The sequence below is a fragment of the Microcoleus sp. Z1_B2 genome (assembly GCF_036700325.1).
Classification (GTDB): domain Bacteria; phylum Cyanobacteriota; class Cyanobacteriia; order Cyanobacteriales; family Microcoleaceae; genus Microcoleus.
The window spans coordinates 63,633-80,980 of sequence record NZ_JAUBOQ010000033.1; the positions used below are offsets into that span (position 1 = coordinate 63,633).

The following is a 17,348-nucleotide window of genomic DNA, read 5'->3' on the forward strand; positions in this document are numbered from 1 at the left end:
CCAAGAGCCAAAGTAATCGGGATTTGATTTTCCTCTGTCGGATTTTTGAGACCAATTGGTCTCAAATTTTCCCGGTTTGAGATTCAAAACTCAGCACTCAAGAGCCAAAACAATTATCTATTCCGACTCCTAAATGCTTCTGCCTTTAAGGATACAGATATCTGTCTAGGCGACGGGTGACAACTTCTGCACTTTCTCTTGCAAGGAATCCATCAGGGATTGGAACGGGGTGACGAATTTATCAATCCCGTCCAAGAGCAAGTCTGCCATCACTTGATCCAAGTTGATGTCAATGTCGGGATCTTTGAGACTTTCGATCAGCGTGTAAGCTTCTGCAACGTTGTTCTCAATCCGGGGTGCGACATCGCAGTGATCGAAACAAGCTTCAACGGTGTTCGGCGGCAAAGTGTTAACCGTGTCCGGGCCGATTAGTTCATCGACGTACATGACATCGCTGTAGTTGGGGTTTTTGGTGCTGGTGGAAGCCCACAGCAAGCGCTGTACTTTCGCTCCCTTGGCCGCTAATGCTTGCCAGCGATCGCTCGCTACGATCTCTTTATACTTCTGGTAAGCTACCTTCGCATTGGCGATCGCCACTTTCCCCTTCACCGCTTCCAGTTTAGCTTTTGTGGAAATATCTGTGACATTTTTGAGTTTCTCGTCAATCTTGCCATCGACATTGATGTCGATCCGGCTCAAGAAGAAACTGGCAACAGAAGCAATATTGCTCACATCCAAACCTTTAGCCGCCCGCGCTTCCAAACCGCGAATGTAAGCCCAGAAGGTTTCGACGTAGCTGTCAACCGAGAACAGCAAAGTCACGTTAACGTTAATCCCTTCGCTGATGACTCGCTCAACTGCGGGCAAACCTTCAGCGGTTCCCGGAATCTTAATCATCACGTTTTCTTTGCCGAGGGCTTTGTAATAGCGCAGGGCTTCGCTAATCGTGCTTTCTGTGTCGTTGGCGATCGTCGGTGGCACTTCAATGCTAATGTAACCGTCCAAACCCTTCGACTCTGCGTAAACTGGGGCGAAGATGTCGCAAGCGTTGCGGATATCTTCAAATACCAGAGATTCGTAAATCTCCATTACAGATTTACCCGCCCGGATGCCCGCTTCGATATCCGCGTCGTAAATCACATTACCCGCGATCGCTTTCTCAAAAATAGCCGGATTAGATGTAATCCCGCGCAGTCCCCGACTTTCAATCATCTGTTTGAGTTCGCCGGACTCGATCAGATCGCGAGTCAAATTGTCCATCCAGATACTTTGGCCAATTTCTTTGATTTCTAACAGGTGATTCGTTGGTGTTGCTGTCATTACTGTAACTCCTACAATTTGATAGCTGTTAATTGGGACTTGGAAATTGGAAATTGAAAATTGAAAAGTGGTAATTGAAAATTGGCAATGGGGAATTGGTAATTGGGAGTCGAAAGTTATAAGTTAAAACCCTCTTCCTTCTTCCTGACATCCGTTACATCCGTTACATCCGTTACATCCCGTACATTGCTCGTTGCCGAACTTCCTTCACTTTTGGACTGTTCTAGGATTGCGCGATCGATCTTGAATAAAAGACTCCACCATTGCTACATTTTCTTTACTGCCGACAATCAAGGGCGATCGCTCATGCAGTTTGGTCGGCACAACGTCTAAAATGTCTTGAACTCCCGTACTGGCGCGCCCGCCGGCTTGCTCCATCAAAAACGCCAAAGGAGCCGATTCGTAGAGCAAACGCAATTTGCCCTCGGGGTTTTTCACCGTTCCGGGGTACAAAAACACGCCTCCCTGGAATAAAATCCGGTGGAAATCTCCCACCAAAGCCCCACCGTACCGGGCGCTGTAGCCTTCGCTGCGGTGTACGTAGCGAATGTAGTCTCTCAAAGATTCCTCCCACTGCCAGAAGTTGCCTTCATTAACGCTGTAAATCGGGCCGCGATCGGGAACCTTAATGTTTTCGTTAGCTAGAATAAACTCGCCCAAACTGGGATCGAGGGTAAAGGAATGAACACCCTGACCGATCGAATAAACCAGCATGGTACTGGGGCCGTAGAGTACGTAGCCAGCGGCAATTTGTTTGTGTCCATGTTGCAGCAAGTCGGAAGCAGAACCATCTTCATCGTCCCCCTCTTGCTTGCGGATGCTGAATATGGAGCCTACATTGAGATTGATGTCAAGATTGGAAGAACCGTCTATAGGGTCGTAGAGCAGACTGTAACGCCCGATCGGACAATTTTCGGGAATGTAGTAGGGTTTTTCCATTTCCTCCGAAGCCAAGCGGCAGACAAGTCCGCTTTGCTGGAATACCGAGATAAACACTTCATTAGCATAGATATCCATCTTTTTGACGGATTCTCCCTGCACGTTCGTAGCCCCTGTAAACCCCAAGGCATCTGCCATTAATCCGGCTCTGCTGAGCCGCCTCGCGATCAGCTTGGCAGCTAGTCCGATGCGATTCATCAGGGCGCTGAGATCCTGAGCATCTGCTGAAAAGCTTTGAAGTTGCTGGAGTACGTGACGAGATAGGGTTGTGCAATCGCGGTCTAAGGCTTGCACCTGATCGATCGGACCCAGGCGGGTTTCCCCTGTCGGCGCGTTTACCATGATTTTGATGTCCTCCCTGTCTTGCTGCTCTGGATTTGGGTTCGATGGAGTCCTTGACACTTGCCCCTGAATCGGCTATGTGACCGATCGTCCCCTAACTTCTATCTTAGGGAGGGTTTTGCCAAAGGGCGTCGAACTTTAGGTGAATTTTAGATCCCCATCGAAAATTGAGGCGTTCGAGCGAGTGTTGAGTCCGCAATTGTATTAAAAATCACTCAATTTTTTAATTAAGCGCAGAGTCCGTCCGAGGGAAGAAGGTTTTAACTTTGTGGAAGCGATACCATTCAATCTTTAAATCGCGACCTATAGCTATCGAACAGTTCATCAATTTTCTGGGGGTCAGATACCAGCGTCCCCCGCTCATCCCGGAACGTGCGATCGCGATCGCCCTTGAAAGAAAGCCAGTTGAAACTTGTTGTTACAGCGAATTTCACATCAGAAATGAGGATTTTTGCATGGGTATCTCCAAGGCGCTTGAGCCGGAAATTATCCTTGTACTGACTCGCTAATTTTTGAATATTCTTCTCAGCCTGGATGTCCCGTTGATTCTTTTTATCATTGTCGTTTTCCCCCAAACCGTAGCCCATGAAAACTTCCACTCCCCGCTTGAGGAGATTTTCAAACTCTTGGAGAAATTTTTTATCCACAGAACTTGCTCGAATCCAAGGCGAGATAATCATCAGACGTTCTTGGCTATCTTTAAGAGCCTGTTCGAGCAGTGGACGGTGTTCGTATACTTCTAGAAAACGAATAGGCAGCGAAGCTAGTTCAGATTTAAGTTGATTCTCAAGATATTCTATTCGCTGTAAAGCCTCTTGAAGCTGCTGATTTAGAAGACGTTTTTCTTCATCGTTATTAGTCTGCTCAATCCGATTTTGTGTGGTCTCAATTTGGGCTTGTAGTTCAGCCTGAGCCGTAAATACTTTTTCTTTGACGATTTCAATATTTGGAATAGGGTTTCGATCGATGTATTCACGTCCTAAAACTTCTTCAGCTAGTTTCCGTGGTGCGCTTTCTTTTATCGTCTCTAATATTTTAAGTTTCTTGACTCCATTAGAACGGGCGAAAGCGGCTTCATGTTCAGTGGAAAGGACACCATCAATACCGAAGGCAACCTGAACATCATCACTATCTTTTGCTTTATAGATTAGTGCCAATGCAGGTTGAAAAAATCTCTGTCTACGCTCAATAGCTTTCAAGGCGAGCAGGTCTCGATCTTGCTTGACTTTGGCTTTGTTTGACCCCTCAATCTGGCGAATAATTGCGTCTACTTCTTTTAGTTTAATATCGGAAAGTTCGGGTGGCTTTTTCGGAGATGGTTCAATTTCTATGATTTCTTGATTACGCAAGTCTTTTTGCTTGAGTAAGCGTGATTCCAATCGCCCATACCAGCGAGGATACCGTAAAAGCCCATCAAAATTTATATCAAATGTTCGCTCTTCGGGAACAATAATTTTGGCATCGCGGAGCGTTCCTTCGCCTTTCTTAGTCAATTTCCAAACTTGCATCAGAGAGCCATCAGGAGCTATGAGGTCAATATCCTCACTCATCCTTAAATTTATCATTGCATCCCTGATAATAGACGGTTCGAGACCAAGAAATCCAGCAATATCCACTTCTGAGGATAAACTAGCATTAATAGCTTTCAAGACATATTCTTCTATCGGGGGAATCGGTTTACGGAGTTGGGTTAGAGCTTGAACAGTGATTTTATAAACTGGCAATCCGACTTCTTTACAGCTAACTAAATCGAAGCCTGTACGATTGTCATATCGACGTAGTTCTTCTGGAGTAAGAAAAACTGATTCTTCGGAATTCATAAGTTAGGCTCCTTTAGGGCGCAATTTTTAGGGTGACTTTCAACGTAATCCAAAACTCGGTGTAATGGGTTGTCATGTGAGGTTCTACAGAAGTGGTGATCTCCTACGATTACTAAGCCAACTTTCCCTCTGGATAAAGCTACATTAAGTCGTTCTGCATCGCGTAAAAAACCCACTTTACCTTCTTTGTTAGAACGAGTCACAGAGTACACTGCAATATCAGCTTCGCGTCCTTGGAAAGCATCCACTGTATTACACTCAACGGTTAATGCTTGCCAATTGTTTAATTCTGAGGCCAGGTTACGATCAAGCAACTTTAGCTGTGCTGCATACCCGGTCAATACAGCGACACTGTATTTTTTCTGTGCCTTTACTGCCGTCTGGTTTAGCTGTTTGAGAAACTGAACTATGACATTGACATCACAAATATTGTTAAAGCTAGAATTGGCAGACTGTTCGCGACTATTCGGAAGTTTGGTTGTTGTTAACCAAGTCACAGGTTGTGGTAAAACACTGCGAAGATGTTGATCTAAGTCAGTCCTGGCACTTTTTAGCTGACCATCATAGAAGCACTCACTGACCAAATTGCCGATTGGTGCTACCATCCTATGTTGGATTGTTAACATCTTGCGACACCCATCTGGGAGTGTTCTGAGCAGTCGATCGAATAAAGTTTCTCGAATATCATCCTGAGTAAGTTCGTATTTTTCCAAAAAGTCAGAATCTCTACTGGCTTCATCTCGAAATGGTGGGAGTTGTTTAGGGTCGCCAACGAGTATCCAGCGATGCGATCGCGCAATTGGAACCAACACTTCTGTCGCCGTAGCTTTTGAAGCCTCATCAACAATACACAGGTCAAATTCTATGTCTTGAATATCTCTAGGAATTCCGATGCAAGTTCCGGCTACTACTTGCGATCGCTTAATCAAAGGTGCATTGAATTTCTCATTTCGACCAAACTGATCGAACCACTCTGCCTGAATAGCTATCAGCCGTTGGAGCATTTTCGCCTGGGGTGCATTTGGATCTATTAGTTGATTGATCCGCTCTTCTATCTCCTGAACTGAAAGTCTCAAAAGTTTATTGATACTGCTTCCGGTTAATTCTTTAAGACGCTTTGCTTTTTCCTTCTGTTGCTCTCGTGCTTCTTTTAATTGCTTACGAAGGATACTAATTTCAGCTTCAATACTCTGACATTCCTCTAGCTTATCCTTGGGAATTTTAGTCTCCAACAATGAATCGGGATTTTCGGGGTTGTAATTTATTGCTAGTATTTGATCTAAATCGTGTTTCCAGATATTAACATCTCCTCTGAGACTTTCAATTTTTGTAACCAGAGTTTTCATTTCTTGAAAGAGTTTGGCTATTTCACTGTTATGCTGAGAAATACCTCGTTGCGCTGACCAATTATCAATAAATTCCTGTCCTTTAGCGATCGCACCCTCTCGCCACTGTTCCATCTGTTCTTCGAGTAAGAGCGAATGAACATTCTCTGATACCCGTTCATGGTTACCAAGTCGCACCAACTTCAAGTTAGGATTTTTAGCTTGAATCCGTTCTAGGGCGTTATCTAGTGCAACATGAGTTTGTGAACTGAGCAGAATTCGAGCATCAGGATTAGCTTTAAGAGTTTGCAGAACAACTTCTGTAATAAATGTTGTCTTTCCTGTACCTGGTGGACCTTGGACAATCAGAAAATCTTCTGTTGCGAGTGCAGCTTTAACAACTTCCTGCTGTGATTCATTGAGAGGTTGAATAAACTGTAAATCTACTTCTACGTCAGGAGTACGGACTTCTTGAGGATTGACGAGCAATTGGCGAATATCTGAGCGTACTGCGCGGTCGAATCTAACGGCATCTAGGGCATTTTTTTGTCTATTTAGGGCAACCTCAGCAGCACGAGTATCAAAGCGTAACTCACCAGATTGTGGGAGTCTGTCTGGTTCTCCATATTTAACATAAAGAGTCAATCTGTCACTGATGACCTGCTCAACATCTCCCCCCAAGATGCTAAATCCTTTTGAGTGTGTCACATGGCGGGGTTGTCCAGCTAGGTCATCTTCTGGAAGCTCTGATAGTTCAAAGGTAACGCGGTTTCCGTCACGAGTAACGCTTGTGTATTTAATCGGTTTTTCTCGTTTTTTCTCCCAATCAGTTTTAGCTCTGAGAATATCCCACCAAACTTGGAATATCCGTTGCTTTTCTTTTTCATCTTCTTGTTCTTTTAAGTTGGCTTCATGCTCTATAACTGCATCCTGTAGCTTCTGAATAACCTCTTTTGCTTCATATAAATTCAGTGGCGTTCCAAATTTGAACTCGTAGGATAGATTCCAAGCACGCTCTCGACGCTGTTCCAGTTGCGAGTAGGAAGTAGACCAAGCATTGAAAATAACTAGGTGATTTCCTCGGTTTTGATCCACCTTCATGTGATACCGATAGGAAACACCATAAATTTCGTAATGATCTTCACGAGATGGATCGTCTGCGTCGTCCTTAAATTTATAGGGACGAATCCCACAACCCGATTCATTATTGAGATCGTCAAGGATAAGATTCTCGATCTCAACTTCAGAAGAAATCTCAATTTCACTTTTAAGTCTGTTCAAGCACTTTGGTATAAGCTTAAGGAAGCAAGGAGGCTTCTTAATTGCTCCTGTTTTTGTCTTCCCTTGAATAACATTAAGTTCAGCTAGTAGTACCTCTGCATTAGGTTGACGCTCTGCGGGGTCGAGGGAAACAGCACGCTCGATTATTTCAAGGATTTCAGGTGGTGCATTAAACGCTTTCAGTGCGCTGGGGATACTATTATGATCTGTGAGTTCAATATTGGTCAGGCACTTCAAAACCAATACACCAAAACTGAAAATATCGCGGGTGTAGGTATAGGAACCATCGTCGGTTTCTGGCGGAGTGAATGTACGCGATACAAAGTCTTTGAGAGTAATGCTTGGTTGCAAATACCCCTTAAGCTTGGATATGCCAAAGTCAGCAAGTTTGAGTTTACCGTCACTTCCCACTAAAATGTTGCTGGGCTTGATATCGCGGTGTATTATTCTGCGATTATGGGAAAAAGCCAGAGCCTCCAACACGGGTAACGCTACCGCTTTCCAAAATGAATCCCAACCGTCGGGAGGAGATTCTTTCAGAAGAGTTGCCAAATCCTTGTCCATCCACTCCAAGACAAGAAAATAGTTACCCGTAGTTTCATCCTTACCAGAATCTAGAAGTTCCATGATTCCAGGATGCTTTAACTCTTGGAGGGCTTGGGTTTCACGCCTGAAGGACTCGGCTAGAATATCTGCTTCAATCTGCCCGTGTTTGAATTCTTTGACCGCAACCAGTCGTTCTTCCCGATCGTAGTCTCTTGCGCGGTAAACATCTGCCATTCCACCTGATCGGGGGTTAGGAGATAGAGCATAGCGATCATTGATGAAGCGAACTGGCATGACTTGCTACCCATAAAAGATTTCTGTTCTTTTTGTAACACAGATCCCATGAAACAGGCTTTTCAGCGGTTTATAGACTGTCAATTATAGGTGGTCTTAATATTTTTAGATGATCGCGAATTTTTAAGATGCGTTTACCCTCTCGGGTACGCACCTTACCACTAATTAAATGGAGACTTGCGCGCCTTGAGTATCAAGCCCGATCGCCCTTACATCAGCCTTTACCCCAAATTCCATCCAAGCAGCAGCCATCGCTTTCTCAACCGCATCAGCATTAGTAACATCCATTAAAGCTAAAAGTGTTGGCCCGGCACCGCTAATTACCATTCCATAGGCCCCTGCATTCAGGGCAGCTTGTTGCACTGCTTCATATCCCTGAATCAGAGATTGGCGGTAAGGCTGGTGAATTTTGTCTTGGAGGGCGCAGCGCAGCCAGTTTTCATTCCCAGTTTCCAAAGCCCGCACTAGGGATATTACACTGATGTGCCTTTGAATATAAAATGTAAAACTCTTGGAGTGCTGACATTTGTTCTCTCAATCTAGATATCTCTACATCCCAGGGAGGGAGTAGTTTCTCAAGGTGGCGAACATCACTAAACCACAGTCGTAACTCAGGTTTGAGAGTTGCATAAAGCGTTTCGGGGCACGAGAGTAATATTGCTGTTATTATCTCTGCTACGAATGGCTGTTGCGACCACTTCCCTACAACAGACATTGCATCCCAGTCATCGCTTGACAAGCATTGGTGAACAATATCAAACAGTGAATTTAACTGAATAGCTGCCCGTAATTTCTCAAGTGTCTCTGCCGTTTCTGACGAGGTATGCAGCATAGTTGTGAATTCAACAGGCCAATGGTGCAGAAGGGTACTGACAAATGAAGCAATTGAATCAGGTTGCTCTTTTCTCACAATGTCGGGGAGTATTTCTGCAAAGTAAGTAGCAACACTACCCCACTGATGTAAATCACAAGCAACATGAAAAAAGGTTTCTGGCAACCTTTCACTCTTCTGCAAGGAAATATAACCTCGACATTGATTAGTGACGGAATCGAGAGGTTCAAATGCTTGCCATAACAAAGGCAGAGAAACCCAGTGAGGTGGATATTTGAAACGGGCAACATCCAGCAGAAGAACTAGATCCCGCTGTGGATGATAGCCACCAATTGGTGAGAAGTGACCATCACCGGTTTGTCCCAATACCTTTCGGCTGTAGGAAACAACTAGATGAATATCACCTGATGCCGCAGTCACCTCCTCAACAGCTTGCCGAAAGTTTTCCAAGCTGCTTTGGTGGTAACGGTTAGGTTTTACAACAGCACCGTTGCAACGTGCTATACAGACAAACTCATCAAAGGTGATACCGTTTTCTTTAATGACCCAAAGAGGTAAGCAACAGTCTAAAAATTCCTCTCCATACCATCTCCACACCCCTTTCCAAATGCGACCCGGATCGATGGATAAGGCATTAAGAACAACAACTAAACTACCCAATCCACAAAAAGCGGGTTCTGCTTGAGTGTGAAACTGTTCCGCTAGAGCAAAATACCCTTCCATACCTCCCAATGCCAAGGCTTCTCGAAATATTTGCTTTCCCTCTACGGAGGAAAAGGCAATAGCAGAATCGGGGAGTGAACGACGATAAAACCCTTGAGCAGACATTGAGTGTTTTAACCCTTATTGCTGATGGTGCTAATAAATATTATGCAAAATCGTCACATTGATAATGATGAATGCACTTATTTACTATTTTTTTCAATTTTAGCAATAAAACGCTGCGATGGTTTGAGTTTTGGGGTGCAAATTTAAAAAACGTGATTATTTGTGACGGACGGCTAGGCATCAAGGTGAGGAAATAATTCGGCTATTTGCCACAGATTGAGCGGTAGGCAGCTTGGATTAATCTCACAGCACCCTTCTCAAGAACAGGCTTTCCGGCCTGTTCCACAAAGAGTGAATTTTCTTGTGGAACAGGCCGGAAAGCCTGTTCATAAAAGCTTATTGAGAATGGTGCAACATCTCTGATAAATGAAACTTTTATGAATAGCCTTAATTACGCGATGTTTTATAAGAGTCGGATCAAAAGTTGTAATAGTTGCAATCACTCAAATTTAAGTCGGTGATTTGGATTGGCACTAAACTGGTCGATGCTCAGGAGATTTATATTGAGGTTGCTGATAACGATATGGGAATTACCAAATACCTTACAGCCCCCATTTTGGCTCTATTTTTGGTTGGCACCACCCGCCATTCGTCAAAAATTACTATCAGCTAGCGGATGTTTTTATAGCAGCACAAAGGAGAGCTGCATCACAGTTAATTAATAGTGTTTGCCGTTGGGTGGGGGCGGGTTTTTGAGATTGTTGGTTTTAGCCAGAGATTGTTGGTGAACCCGCCCCTACAGGGACTGCAAAATATTTTAACAATGTAAAATTTTGTATATGAACTGACCGAAATTATCGAATATAGAGGAGAATTGAACAGTTAATTAATAGTGTTTACCGTTGGGTGGGGGCGGGTTTTTGAGATTGTTTGTTTTAGCCAGATATTGTTGGTAAACCCGCCCCTACAGGGACTGCGAAATAATTTAAAAATGTAAAACCTCGTATATAAACTGACCGAAGAGAGCGAAAATAAACGATACTGGAACAGTTAATTAATAATAGTGTTTACCGTAGGGTGGAGGCGGGTTTTTGAGATGGTTTGTTTTAGCCTCAGATTGTTGGTGAACCCGCCCCTACAGGGACTGCAAAATTTTGGAAAAATGTAAAATTTTGTATATGAACTGACCGAAGTTGCGGAAAATAGACGATAGTTGATATGCAAGAGATTTCAATTGCCAGCGAAAACAAATTTTAATCAGGTAATAAAATGGTAGTAGCAGCACCTGTTCAATCCGGCAGTCAGTCGATTTTTCAAACTCGCTACGACAACTTTATCGGCGGCAAGTGGGTGCCACCGGTGAAAGGGAAATACTCGGAAAACCTGTCTCCAATTACAGGAAAATCAATTTGTCAAATCCCCCGATCGACCGCCGAGGATGTAGAATTGGCACTGGATGCCGCCCACGCCGCGAAAGACAAGTGGGGTAAGACTTCCCCAGCCGATAGGGCGCGGGTTTTACACAAAATAGCCGATCGCATCGAAGAAAACCTCGATCGCCTCGCCATCGCCGAAACCTGGGACAACGGCAAACCAATTCGCGAAACCCGCCTCGCAGACATACCGCTGGCGATCGACCATTTCCGCTACTTCGCAAGCTGCATCCGAGCTCAAGAAGGGTCGATCGGCGAACTCGACGGAACAACAGTCGCCTACCACTTCCACGAACCCCTAGGCGTCATCGGACAAATCATCCCGTGGAACTTCCCGATATTAATGGCCGCCTGGAAACTCGCCCCAGCCCTCGCCGCCGGAAACTGCGTCGTGCTCAAACCAGCAGGCCCCACCCCCGCCTCAATCTTGGTACTGATGGAAATCATCGCCGACTTAGTACCAGACGGCGTTATCAACGTAATAAACGGGCCCGGCGCCGAAATCGGCAAAACCCTCGCCACCAGTCCCCGGATTGCCAAAGTCGCCTTCACCGGGGAAACCACCACCGGCAGGCTAATCATGCAATACGCCTCCCAAAACGTCATCCCCGTCACCCTAGAACTAGGTGGCAAATCTCCCAACATTTTCTTTGAAGATATCTGCGCCCAAGACGACGAATTCCTCGACAAAGCAGTCGAAGGATTAGTCATGTTTGCATTTAATCAAGGCGAAGTGTGCACCTGTCCCTCCCGCGCCTTAATTCAGGAGTCAATCTACGATCGATTCATGGAAAGGGCGATCGATCGCATCCGCCAAATCAAACAAGACAACCCCTTAGATCCGACAACCGCCCTCGGCGCGCAAGTCTCCATCAACCAGATGGAAAAAATCGCCGAATACGTCAAAATCGGTCACGCCGAAGGCGCAGAATGCCTCATTGGTGGCGAAAGAAACATCTTATCCGGCGACTTGCAAGACGGCTATTACTTCCAGCCAACAGTCTTCAAAGGAAACAACAAAATGCGAATTTTCCAAGAAGAAATCTTCGGCCCAGTATTAGCAGTAACCACCTTCAAAGACGAAGCCGAAGCATTAGAAATTGCCAACGATACCCTCTACGGTTTAGGTGCCGGAGTTTGGACTCGCGACATCAACACCGCCTACCGCATGGGCCGCGCCGTTCAAGCAGGCCGCGTGTGGACAAACTGCTATCACCTATATCCAGCCCACGCAGCATTCGGCGGCTACAAATCATCCGGTATCGGCCGCGAAAATCACAAAATGATGTTAGATCACTACCAGCAAACCAAGAATTTGTTAGTCAGCTACAGCCCGAAAGCATTAGGTTTCTTCTAAGATTTTAGTCATTGGGAAGAAAGAAAGAAGAAAGACAAACTTCAATGATTCGCGAACTCCTTCTTTCTCTCTTTCCTCTCCTTCTCTGCGCCCTCTGCGCCCTCTGCGGTTTATAAAAAAAAATCTCATTCAAAAACGAAATAAAATTGCTACACAAAGAGACTGCAATGGAAACTGCCAAAGTCACCGCAACAGAAGCCGCTTTAAAATTAATCAACCATCTCAAAACTCAACACGGACAATTGATGTTTCACCAATCCGGCGGCTGCTGCGACGGTAGTTCCCCCATGTGCTTTCCCGATGGCGAATTGATAATCGGTGATGGTGACGTATTGCTGGGCGAAATAGGCGGTTGTCCCTTTTATATTGCAGCGCAGCAATACAAATATTGGCAGCACACGCAGTTAATTATAGACGTGGCATCGGGGCCAGGAGGCAGCGATTTTTCCCTAGAAGGGCCGGAGGGAGAGCGTTTTATTACTCGTTCTCGCTTGTTTGTTAATGCTGATTAACTCTGTTTATCCTTAACTTGCCTGCAGTTTCTCTAAAAACATGAATTTGCTTAAGCCTGAAACCCGGTTTCTTTCATGGCAGCGAAAAAACCTATTTTTATTTAAGTTTTGATCTACAGCAATTTGGTCGCAAATTGCTGTAAGATTGCCGATCACTATTGTAATGAAGGAAAATCCAATTTTGGCGATCGCCCAATTGCGGATTGAGCTTTTGTTGATAGCGACAGGTTTCACGCTGCCGCTAAAATCAGTATCTGAGCCGGTGCAGGATTAATTATTAATTGGCGACTTCAAAATTTCTGCACTCAAAACTTCAGAATACTTTAAACTTGAGTATTTTTAATTAGAGCCAATTCAATTTTGTCACCAGCCTTTTGAGTCACTTGTGCGCGCAAACCGGGCCCAAAAAAAGTAGCTATTTTGTCTTGCTTTTCTTCCCATAAGTCGATCGGCAGTAGTGGCGAATAAAACTCTAAAATTAACCCATAAGCACCATCAACATCAACTTCCCGCAACCCTTGCAGGAGAGGCCGTTCCTCGTCTGTCGGGGCTAAGCCCAAGCGCTCCAAAGCATCATCTAAGTGCGCGGGTTGGCCGTAGCGAAATCGGGTGACATCTTTGCGGACTTGGTTTTGAGTATCTGTGGCCTGACTTTCTCGCAGGAGAAGAACTTCAGCAGAGGTAGGTTCGGTGAACTCCACCGGTTCGAGTTCGGCGGCTTTCAGGGCCAAACCTCCTAGCAACAGCGGAATTCCATAAAAAAAACCGGCTAGGTTCAGGGTAGGTCTGTCTGTGAAGTAGGCTCCGAAACCGACTGCTGCTATAATACCGCCCACAACTAAGGCTAGGTTTGCTAAAGAAATTTTACGTAACATATTAGTGAGGTAAGTAGTCGGACAGAAAAAATATACTTTAATTATTATCTGTCAAAAAGTCTTGAATAAATTTAGTTTTTTTGCCAAAAGACCTGCAAAAACTGCTAGCATCGATGAGCGCGGGAGCGGTGTGCATCCACAGTCTTGTCTCTAGCTTCAGAAGCTTATCCAGCCGGACTCGTCCGGGCGCGCCATTGGTAAATATCCGTGTTAATTGCGCGGCTTTGGTTCCAGAAGGCAATCGAGATCGGCAGTATCATCAAAGTATACAGAGTGGCGATCGCGATCGACACTCTTGCCCTTTCAACCATTTTTCGGACATGATTAAAGACGAAGACAAACAAACTGCTGGAGCAAACAAGGCGGTTCTGGAGCAGATTAACTCGCTCAAGCGCGAAGATGAAAGGCTTTATAATATCTTAGCGATCGATGTCTGGGCCCTAGCCAAGACAATGGATGAATATCAACCGGGATTTTGGGCGGCTTTTATGAAAAACCGGGAGAAAGCCCTGAAGCGATTTTTAGCTGGAATGATGAAAAATAAACCCGCAGATACCAAACGTCCGCCTTTTTTGCGCTAAAATGTGGCTGAAGTTTGGCTGAGGTTTTGATGTACAATCAAACTATAACACAGACCAAAAAATCCTGAGCAGGTTCATCACTTACCATATAAAAACAGTGAAGGATTTGCCCAAAAAGGGATGTCGGTGAATTAAGAATCTCCGTCTGTTCGCAGGGGGGAATGTCAAATATTTTTGTTAATAGTAGCAAAGGCAAAAAACCATGGATGCACAAACACTCAAAGAGCGCGTAGCACAGATCGAAGTCAAGCGGGAATCCCTCGTGCGGCTGTTAGATCGATCGGACTTGGGATCCCTGAGAATAGATGTGAGTCAGGCGATCGAAGAAATTGATGATCTCTTAGAAGAATTCAAGCGTACTTTTAACAGTTAAGTAGTCAGTAGTCATTAGTCAGTAGTCATTAGTCAGTAGTCATTAGTTGTCGCGCATTTAATTTGGATAATTATGTTAGTAAAAATCTTGTGGGGTGGGCATCTTGCCCGCCCCCAAAGTCAAAATTAAATGCAGTACAGCTTAATAGCTAACAAGAACCTACACTGCTAACTGCAAATTTGACAACTGACAACTAATGACTAATGACTAATGACTAATGACTAATAACTAATTCAAAACCATATCCATCAAAATTTGCTGAGAGCTCACCTCCGGGCAATTAGCAGGCGGCCGCCGCTGAGAGTAGTGTCCTGACGGCTGCAAATCCCAAGCTTGGCGGTTGTCAGCCAGCATTACGCCCAAAATTTCTTGCAATTCCTTAGCAATTGTCGGGTCTTCCACTTGAACTATGGCCTCAACCCGTCTGGTGAGATTGCGCTGCATCCAGTCAGCAGAACCAATATACACCTCTTCGTCGCCACCGTTGAAAAAATAAAACATCCGAGAATGCTCTAAAAAGCGGCCGATAATACTGATAACTCTGATATTTTCGCTAACACCTTCAACGCCGGGACGCAAACAGCAAATCCCCCGAATAATCAAATCAATTTTCACTCCCGCTTGGGAAGCTTCGTACAAAGCAACAATGATTTGAGGGTCAACTAAAGCATTCATTTTAGCGACAATGCGGCCACAGCTACCGGTGCCACCTTCGGCCTGCAAGCGGCAGAAGTCTGCCTCGCGGCGAATTAAAGCTAAAAATCGATCGCGCATATTGACCGGTGCCACCAACAATTTGCGATAAGATACCTGCCGCGAATAACCCGTCAAATAATTAAACAAATCCGTCAAATCCGATCCCAAATCCTCGCGACAACTCAACAAACCCACATCGGTATAGAGTCCGGCTGTTTTGGGATTGTAATTGCCGGTGCCGATGTGGACATAGCGGCGGATGTAATCGTCCTCGCGACGCACTACCATCACAATTTTGGTGTGGGTTTTGAGCCCCACCAAACCGTAAACTACGTGGACTCCAGCTTGTTCTAACTTGCGAGCCCAATTAATATTATTTTCTTCGTCAAACCTAGCTTTGAGCTCTACTAAAACGGCTACCTGCTTGCCGTTTTCTGCTGCTTCAATTAAGGCGCTGACGATCGGCGAATCTCCCGAAGTGCGGTATAAAGTCATCTTAATCGCTAACACAGAGCGATCGTGCGCCGCCTCAGTAATAAACCGCTGTACCGTCGCCGCAAACGAGTGATAAGGATGGTGTAGCATCAAATCCCCCTGGCGGATGGCGGTGAAAATATCCTCGCCCTCCTCAGCATCCAACATTAATTTGCCTAAAATCATTGGTGATTCCGAGTTCCGCAAACGGGGCGGCACAACCGGAGTCCAAGGCGGGTCTTTCAGTTCCGGCACCGGCAGCCCCACAAAAGACATCAAATCCTTGAGGCCTAGCAGCCCCTCTACGACGTAAACATCTTGCTCACCGAGATCCAGCTCTTCCATCAGCATATCTCGCAGTGCAGGTGGCATAATCGCTTGAATTTCCATTCGCACCGCAGAACCTCCAAACCGGCGCTTGCGGAGTTCCTGTTCTATTGCCAACAGCAAATCCTCCGCCTCATCTTCCTCCACCGTCAAATCGGAATTGCGAGTAATGCGGAACGGGTGATATTCCTGAATGTCCATCCCCGGAAACAAAGCTTCTAAATTGTGGGCAATCACCTGTTCTAGGGGCACGCCAGTCCAAACCGGAGATTTGCCCCTCTGCTGCCACTGCAAATCCCCCGGTAGTGGCAAAAACCTCGGCAAAACCTGCGGTACTTTGACGCGGGCAAATAATTCTTCCCGCGTGTCGGGGTCCCTGACTACTACTGCTAAATTGAGGCTGAGATTGGAAAGGTAGGGGAATGGGTGGCTGGGGTCAACTGCTAGGGGAGTGAGTACGGGAAATACTTGTTCTTTGAAGTAGCGATGCAAGTAATTCCGCTGTTCTTGATTGAGGTCAATGTAGTCAAGAATGTAGATGCCGCTTGCTGCTAGTTTCGGCCGCAGGGTTTGCTCAAAATAAGAGTGTTGCTGAGAAACCATTGGCAAAAGTCGCTGGTTAAGGGCATCTAGCTGTTGTTGAGGGGTGCTGCCGTCGGAAGTCAATTTGCTGACTTTTGCTTGTACTTGCTGTTTGAGGGCGGCCACGCGCACCATAAAATATTCGTCTAGGTTGGAGCTAAAAATAGCTAGAAATTTGAGCCTTTCTAGGATGGGCGTGCGGGGGTCGAGAGCTTCGTGAAGCACGCGGTTGTTGAATTCTAGCCAGCTTTGTTCTCGGTTGAAGTAATATTGAGGATCGCTGAGGTTGATTTCAGTGTAGGTTTTGGCGGGGGTCTTTTTTGGTTTGGGCATGGTTTGGGGGAGTCTTTGGGAGGCTCGGTGATGGCATCTCTAAAAATAGTATTGTAGGTTAAAGGATTGGTTCGCATCTGCTTTTGGTCGATCGCACGTTTTTGTAATACCTGTAGGGAAACGGCATTGCCCTTCTTCGTTTCAACTTAAGACTCCAACCTTTGAGAAATCTCCTTTTTACCATAGTCTAGATCCCCCTAAATCCCCCTTAAGAAGGGGGACTTTGATCGGACTCTTGTCCCCCCCTTCTTAAGGGGGGCTAGGCAGGGTGGATTAATTGTCAAAAGAGTAAACCAGTGGGGTTAGGCTATTTGCTGACGAGCACGCGCCAGATTTAA

General features: G+C 45.4%; 13 protein-coding genes. 5 read left to right on the top strand and 8 right to left on the bottom strand.

Annotation, left to right across the window (positions count from 1 at the left end):
• Positions 1-165: 165 nt before the first annotated feature.
• The 6 genes from tal to QT984_RS19680 all read right to left on the bottom strand — a co-directional run bounded on the left by tal (position 166) and on the right by QT984_RS19680 (position 9,527).
• Positions 166-1,320: a transaldolase gene (gene tal, locus QT984_RS19655; protein WP_333374714.1), complete on the bottom strand. Its 1,155-nt coding sequence runs from the start codon at positions 1,318-1,320 to the stop codon at positions 166-168.
• 207 nt (positions 1,321-1,527) lie between these two features.
• Positions 1,528-2,601, bottom strand: coding sequence for a class 1 fructose-bisphosphatase (gene fbp, locus QT984_RS19660; protein ID WP_333313220.1), 1,074 nt, complete (start codon positions 2,599-2,601; stop codon positions 1,528-1,530).
• Positions 2,602-2,885: 284 nt separating this feature from the next.
• On the bottom strand, positions 2,886-4,421 hold the full coding sequence (locus QT984_RS19665; RefSeq protein ID WP_333313183.1) for a phospholipase D-like domain-containing protein: 1,536 nt from the start codon (positions 4,419-4,421) through the stop codon (positions 2,886-2,888).
• On the bottom strand, positions 4,418-7,867 hold the full coding sequence (locus tag QT984_RS19670) for an AAA domain-containing protein (RefSeq protein WP_333374716.1): 3,450 nt from the start codon (positions 7,865-7,867) through the stop codon (positions 4,418-4,420). The genes QT984_RS19665 and QT984_RS19670 overlap by 4 nt, the downstream gene beginning before the upstream one ends.
• 165 nt (positions 7,868-8,032) lie before the next feature.
• Positions 8,033-8,323 carry a hypothetical protein gene (locus QT984_RS19675; RefSeq protein ID WP_333313179.1) on the bottom strand — a complete coding sequence of 97 codons (291 nt, stop codon included), beginning with the start codon at positions 8,321-8,323 and terminating at the stop codon, positions 8,033-8,035.
• Positions 8,307-9,527: a phytochelatin synthase family protein gene (locus tag QT984_RS19680; protein WP_333313177.1), complete on the bottom strand. Its 1,221-nt coding sequence runs from the start codon at positions 9,525-9,527 to the stop codon at positions 8,307-8,309. Before QT984_RS19680 ends, QT984_RS19675 begins: the two co-directional genes overlap by 17 nt.
• 433 nt (positions 9,528-9,960) lie before the next feature.
• Between QT984_RS19680 and QT984_RS19685 the strand changes: the two genes are divergently transcribed.
• The 3 genes from QT984_RS19685 to QT984_RS19695 all read left to right on the top strand — a co-directional run bounded on the left by QT984_RS19685 (position 9,961) and on the right by QT984_RS19695 (position 12,769).
• The gene (locus QT984_RS19685) at positions 9,961-10,140 is read left to right on the top strand and encodes a hypothetical protein (RefSeq protein WP_333374718.1); all 180 of its coding nucleotides are present in this window, start codon (positions 9,961-9,963) and stop codon (positions 10,138-10,140) included.
• Between the two features lie 596 nt (positions 10,141-10,736).
• Positions 10,737-12,257, top strand: coding sequence for an acetaldehyde dehydrogenase ExaC (gene exaC / locus QT984_RS19690; RefSeq protein ID WP_333055730.1), 1,521 nt, complete (start codon positions 10,737-10,739; stop codon positions 12,255-12,257).
• Positions 12,258-12,424: 167 nt separating this feature from the next.
• The gene (locus QT984_RS19695; protein ID WP_333055729.1) at positions 12,425-12,769 is read left to right on the top strand and encodes a DUF779 domain-containing protein; all 345 of its coding nucleotides are present in this window, start codon (positions 12,425-12,427) and stop codon (positions 12,767-12,769) included.
• Between the two features lie 323 nt (positions 12,770-13,092).
• Here QT984_RS19695 and QT984_RS19700 read toward each other — a convergent pair whose 3' ends face one another.
• Positions 13,093-13,644: a DUF2854 domain-containing protein gene (locus tag QT984_RS19700; RefSeq protein WP_333055728.1), complete on the bottom strand. Its 552-nt coding sequence runs from the start codon at positions 13,642-13,644 to the stop codon at positions 13,093-13,095.
• Positions 13,645-13,724: 80 nt separating this feature from the next.
• Between QT984_RS19700 and QT984_RS19705 the strand changes: the two genes are divergently transcribed.
• Together QT984_RS19705 and QT984_RS19710 are read left to right on the top strand one after the other, a co-directional pair.
• Entirely contained in the window at positions 13,725-14,225 is a 501-nt protein-coding gene (locus QT984_RS19705; protein WP_333055727.1) for a hypothetical protein, read from the top strand.
• 202 nt (positions 14,226-14,427) lie between these two features.
• Positions 14,428-14,598 carry a hypothetical protein gene (locus QT984_RS19710; RefSeq protein ID WP_333055726.1) on the top strand — a complete coding sequence of 57 codons (171 nt, stop codon included), beginning with the start codon at positions 14,428-14,430 and terminating at the stop codon, positions 14,596-14,598.
• Positions 14,599-14,826: 228 nt separating this feature from the next.
• Here the strand turns inward: QT984_RS19710 and ppk1 are convergent, their stop codons facing one another.
• The gene (ppk1, locus tag QT984_RS19715) at positions 14,827-17,010 is read right to left on the bottom strand and encodes a polyphosphate kinase 1 (RefSeq protein WP_333055725.1); all 2,184 of its coding nucleotides are present in this window, start codon (positions 17,008-17,010) and stop codon (positions 14,827-14,829) included.
• Positions 17,011-17,348 lie beyond the last annotated feature (338 nt).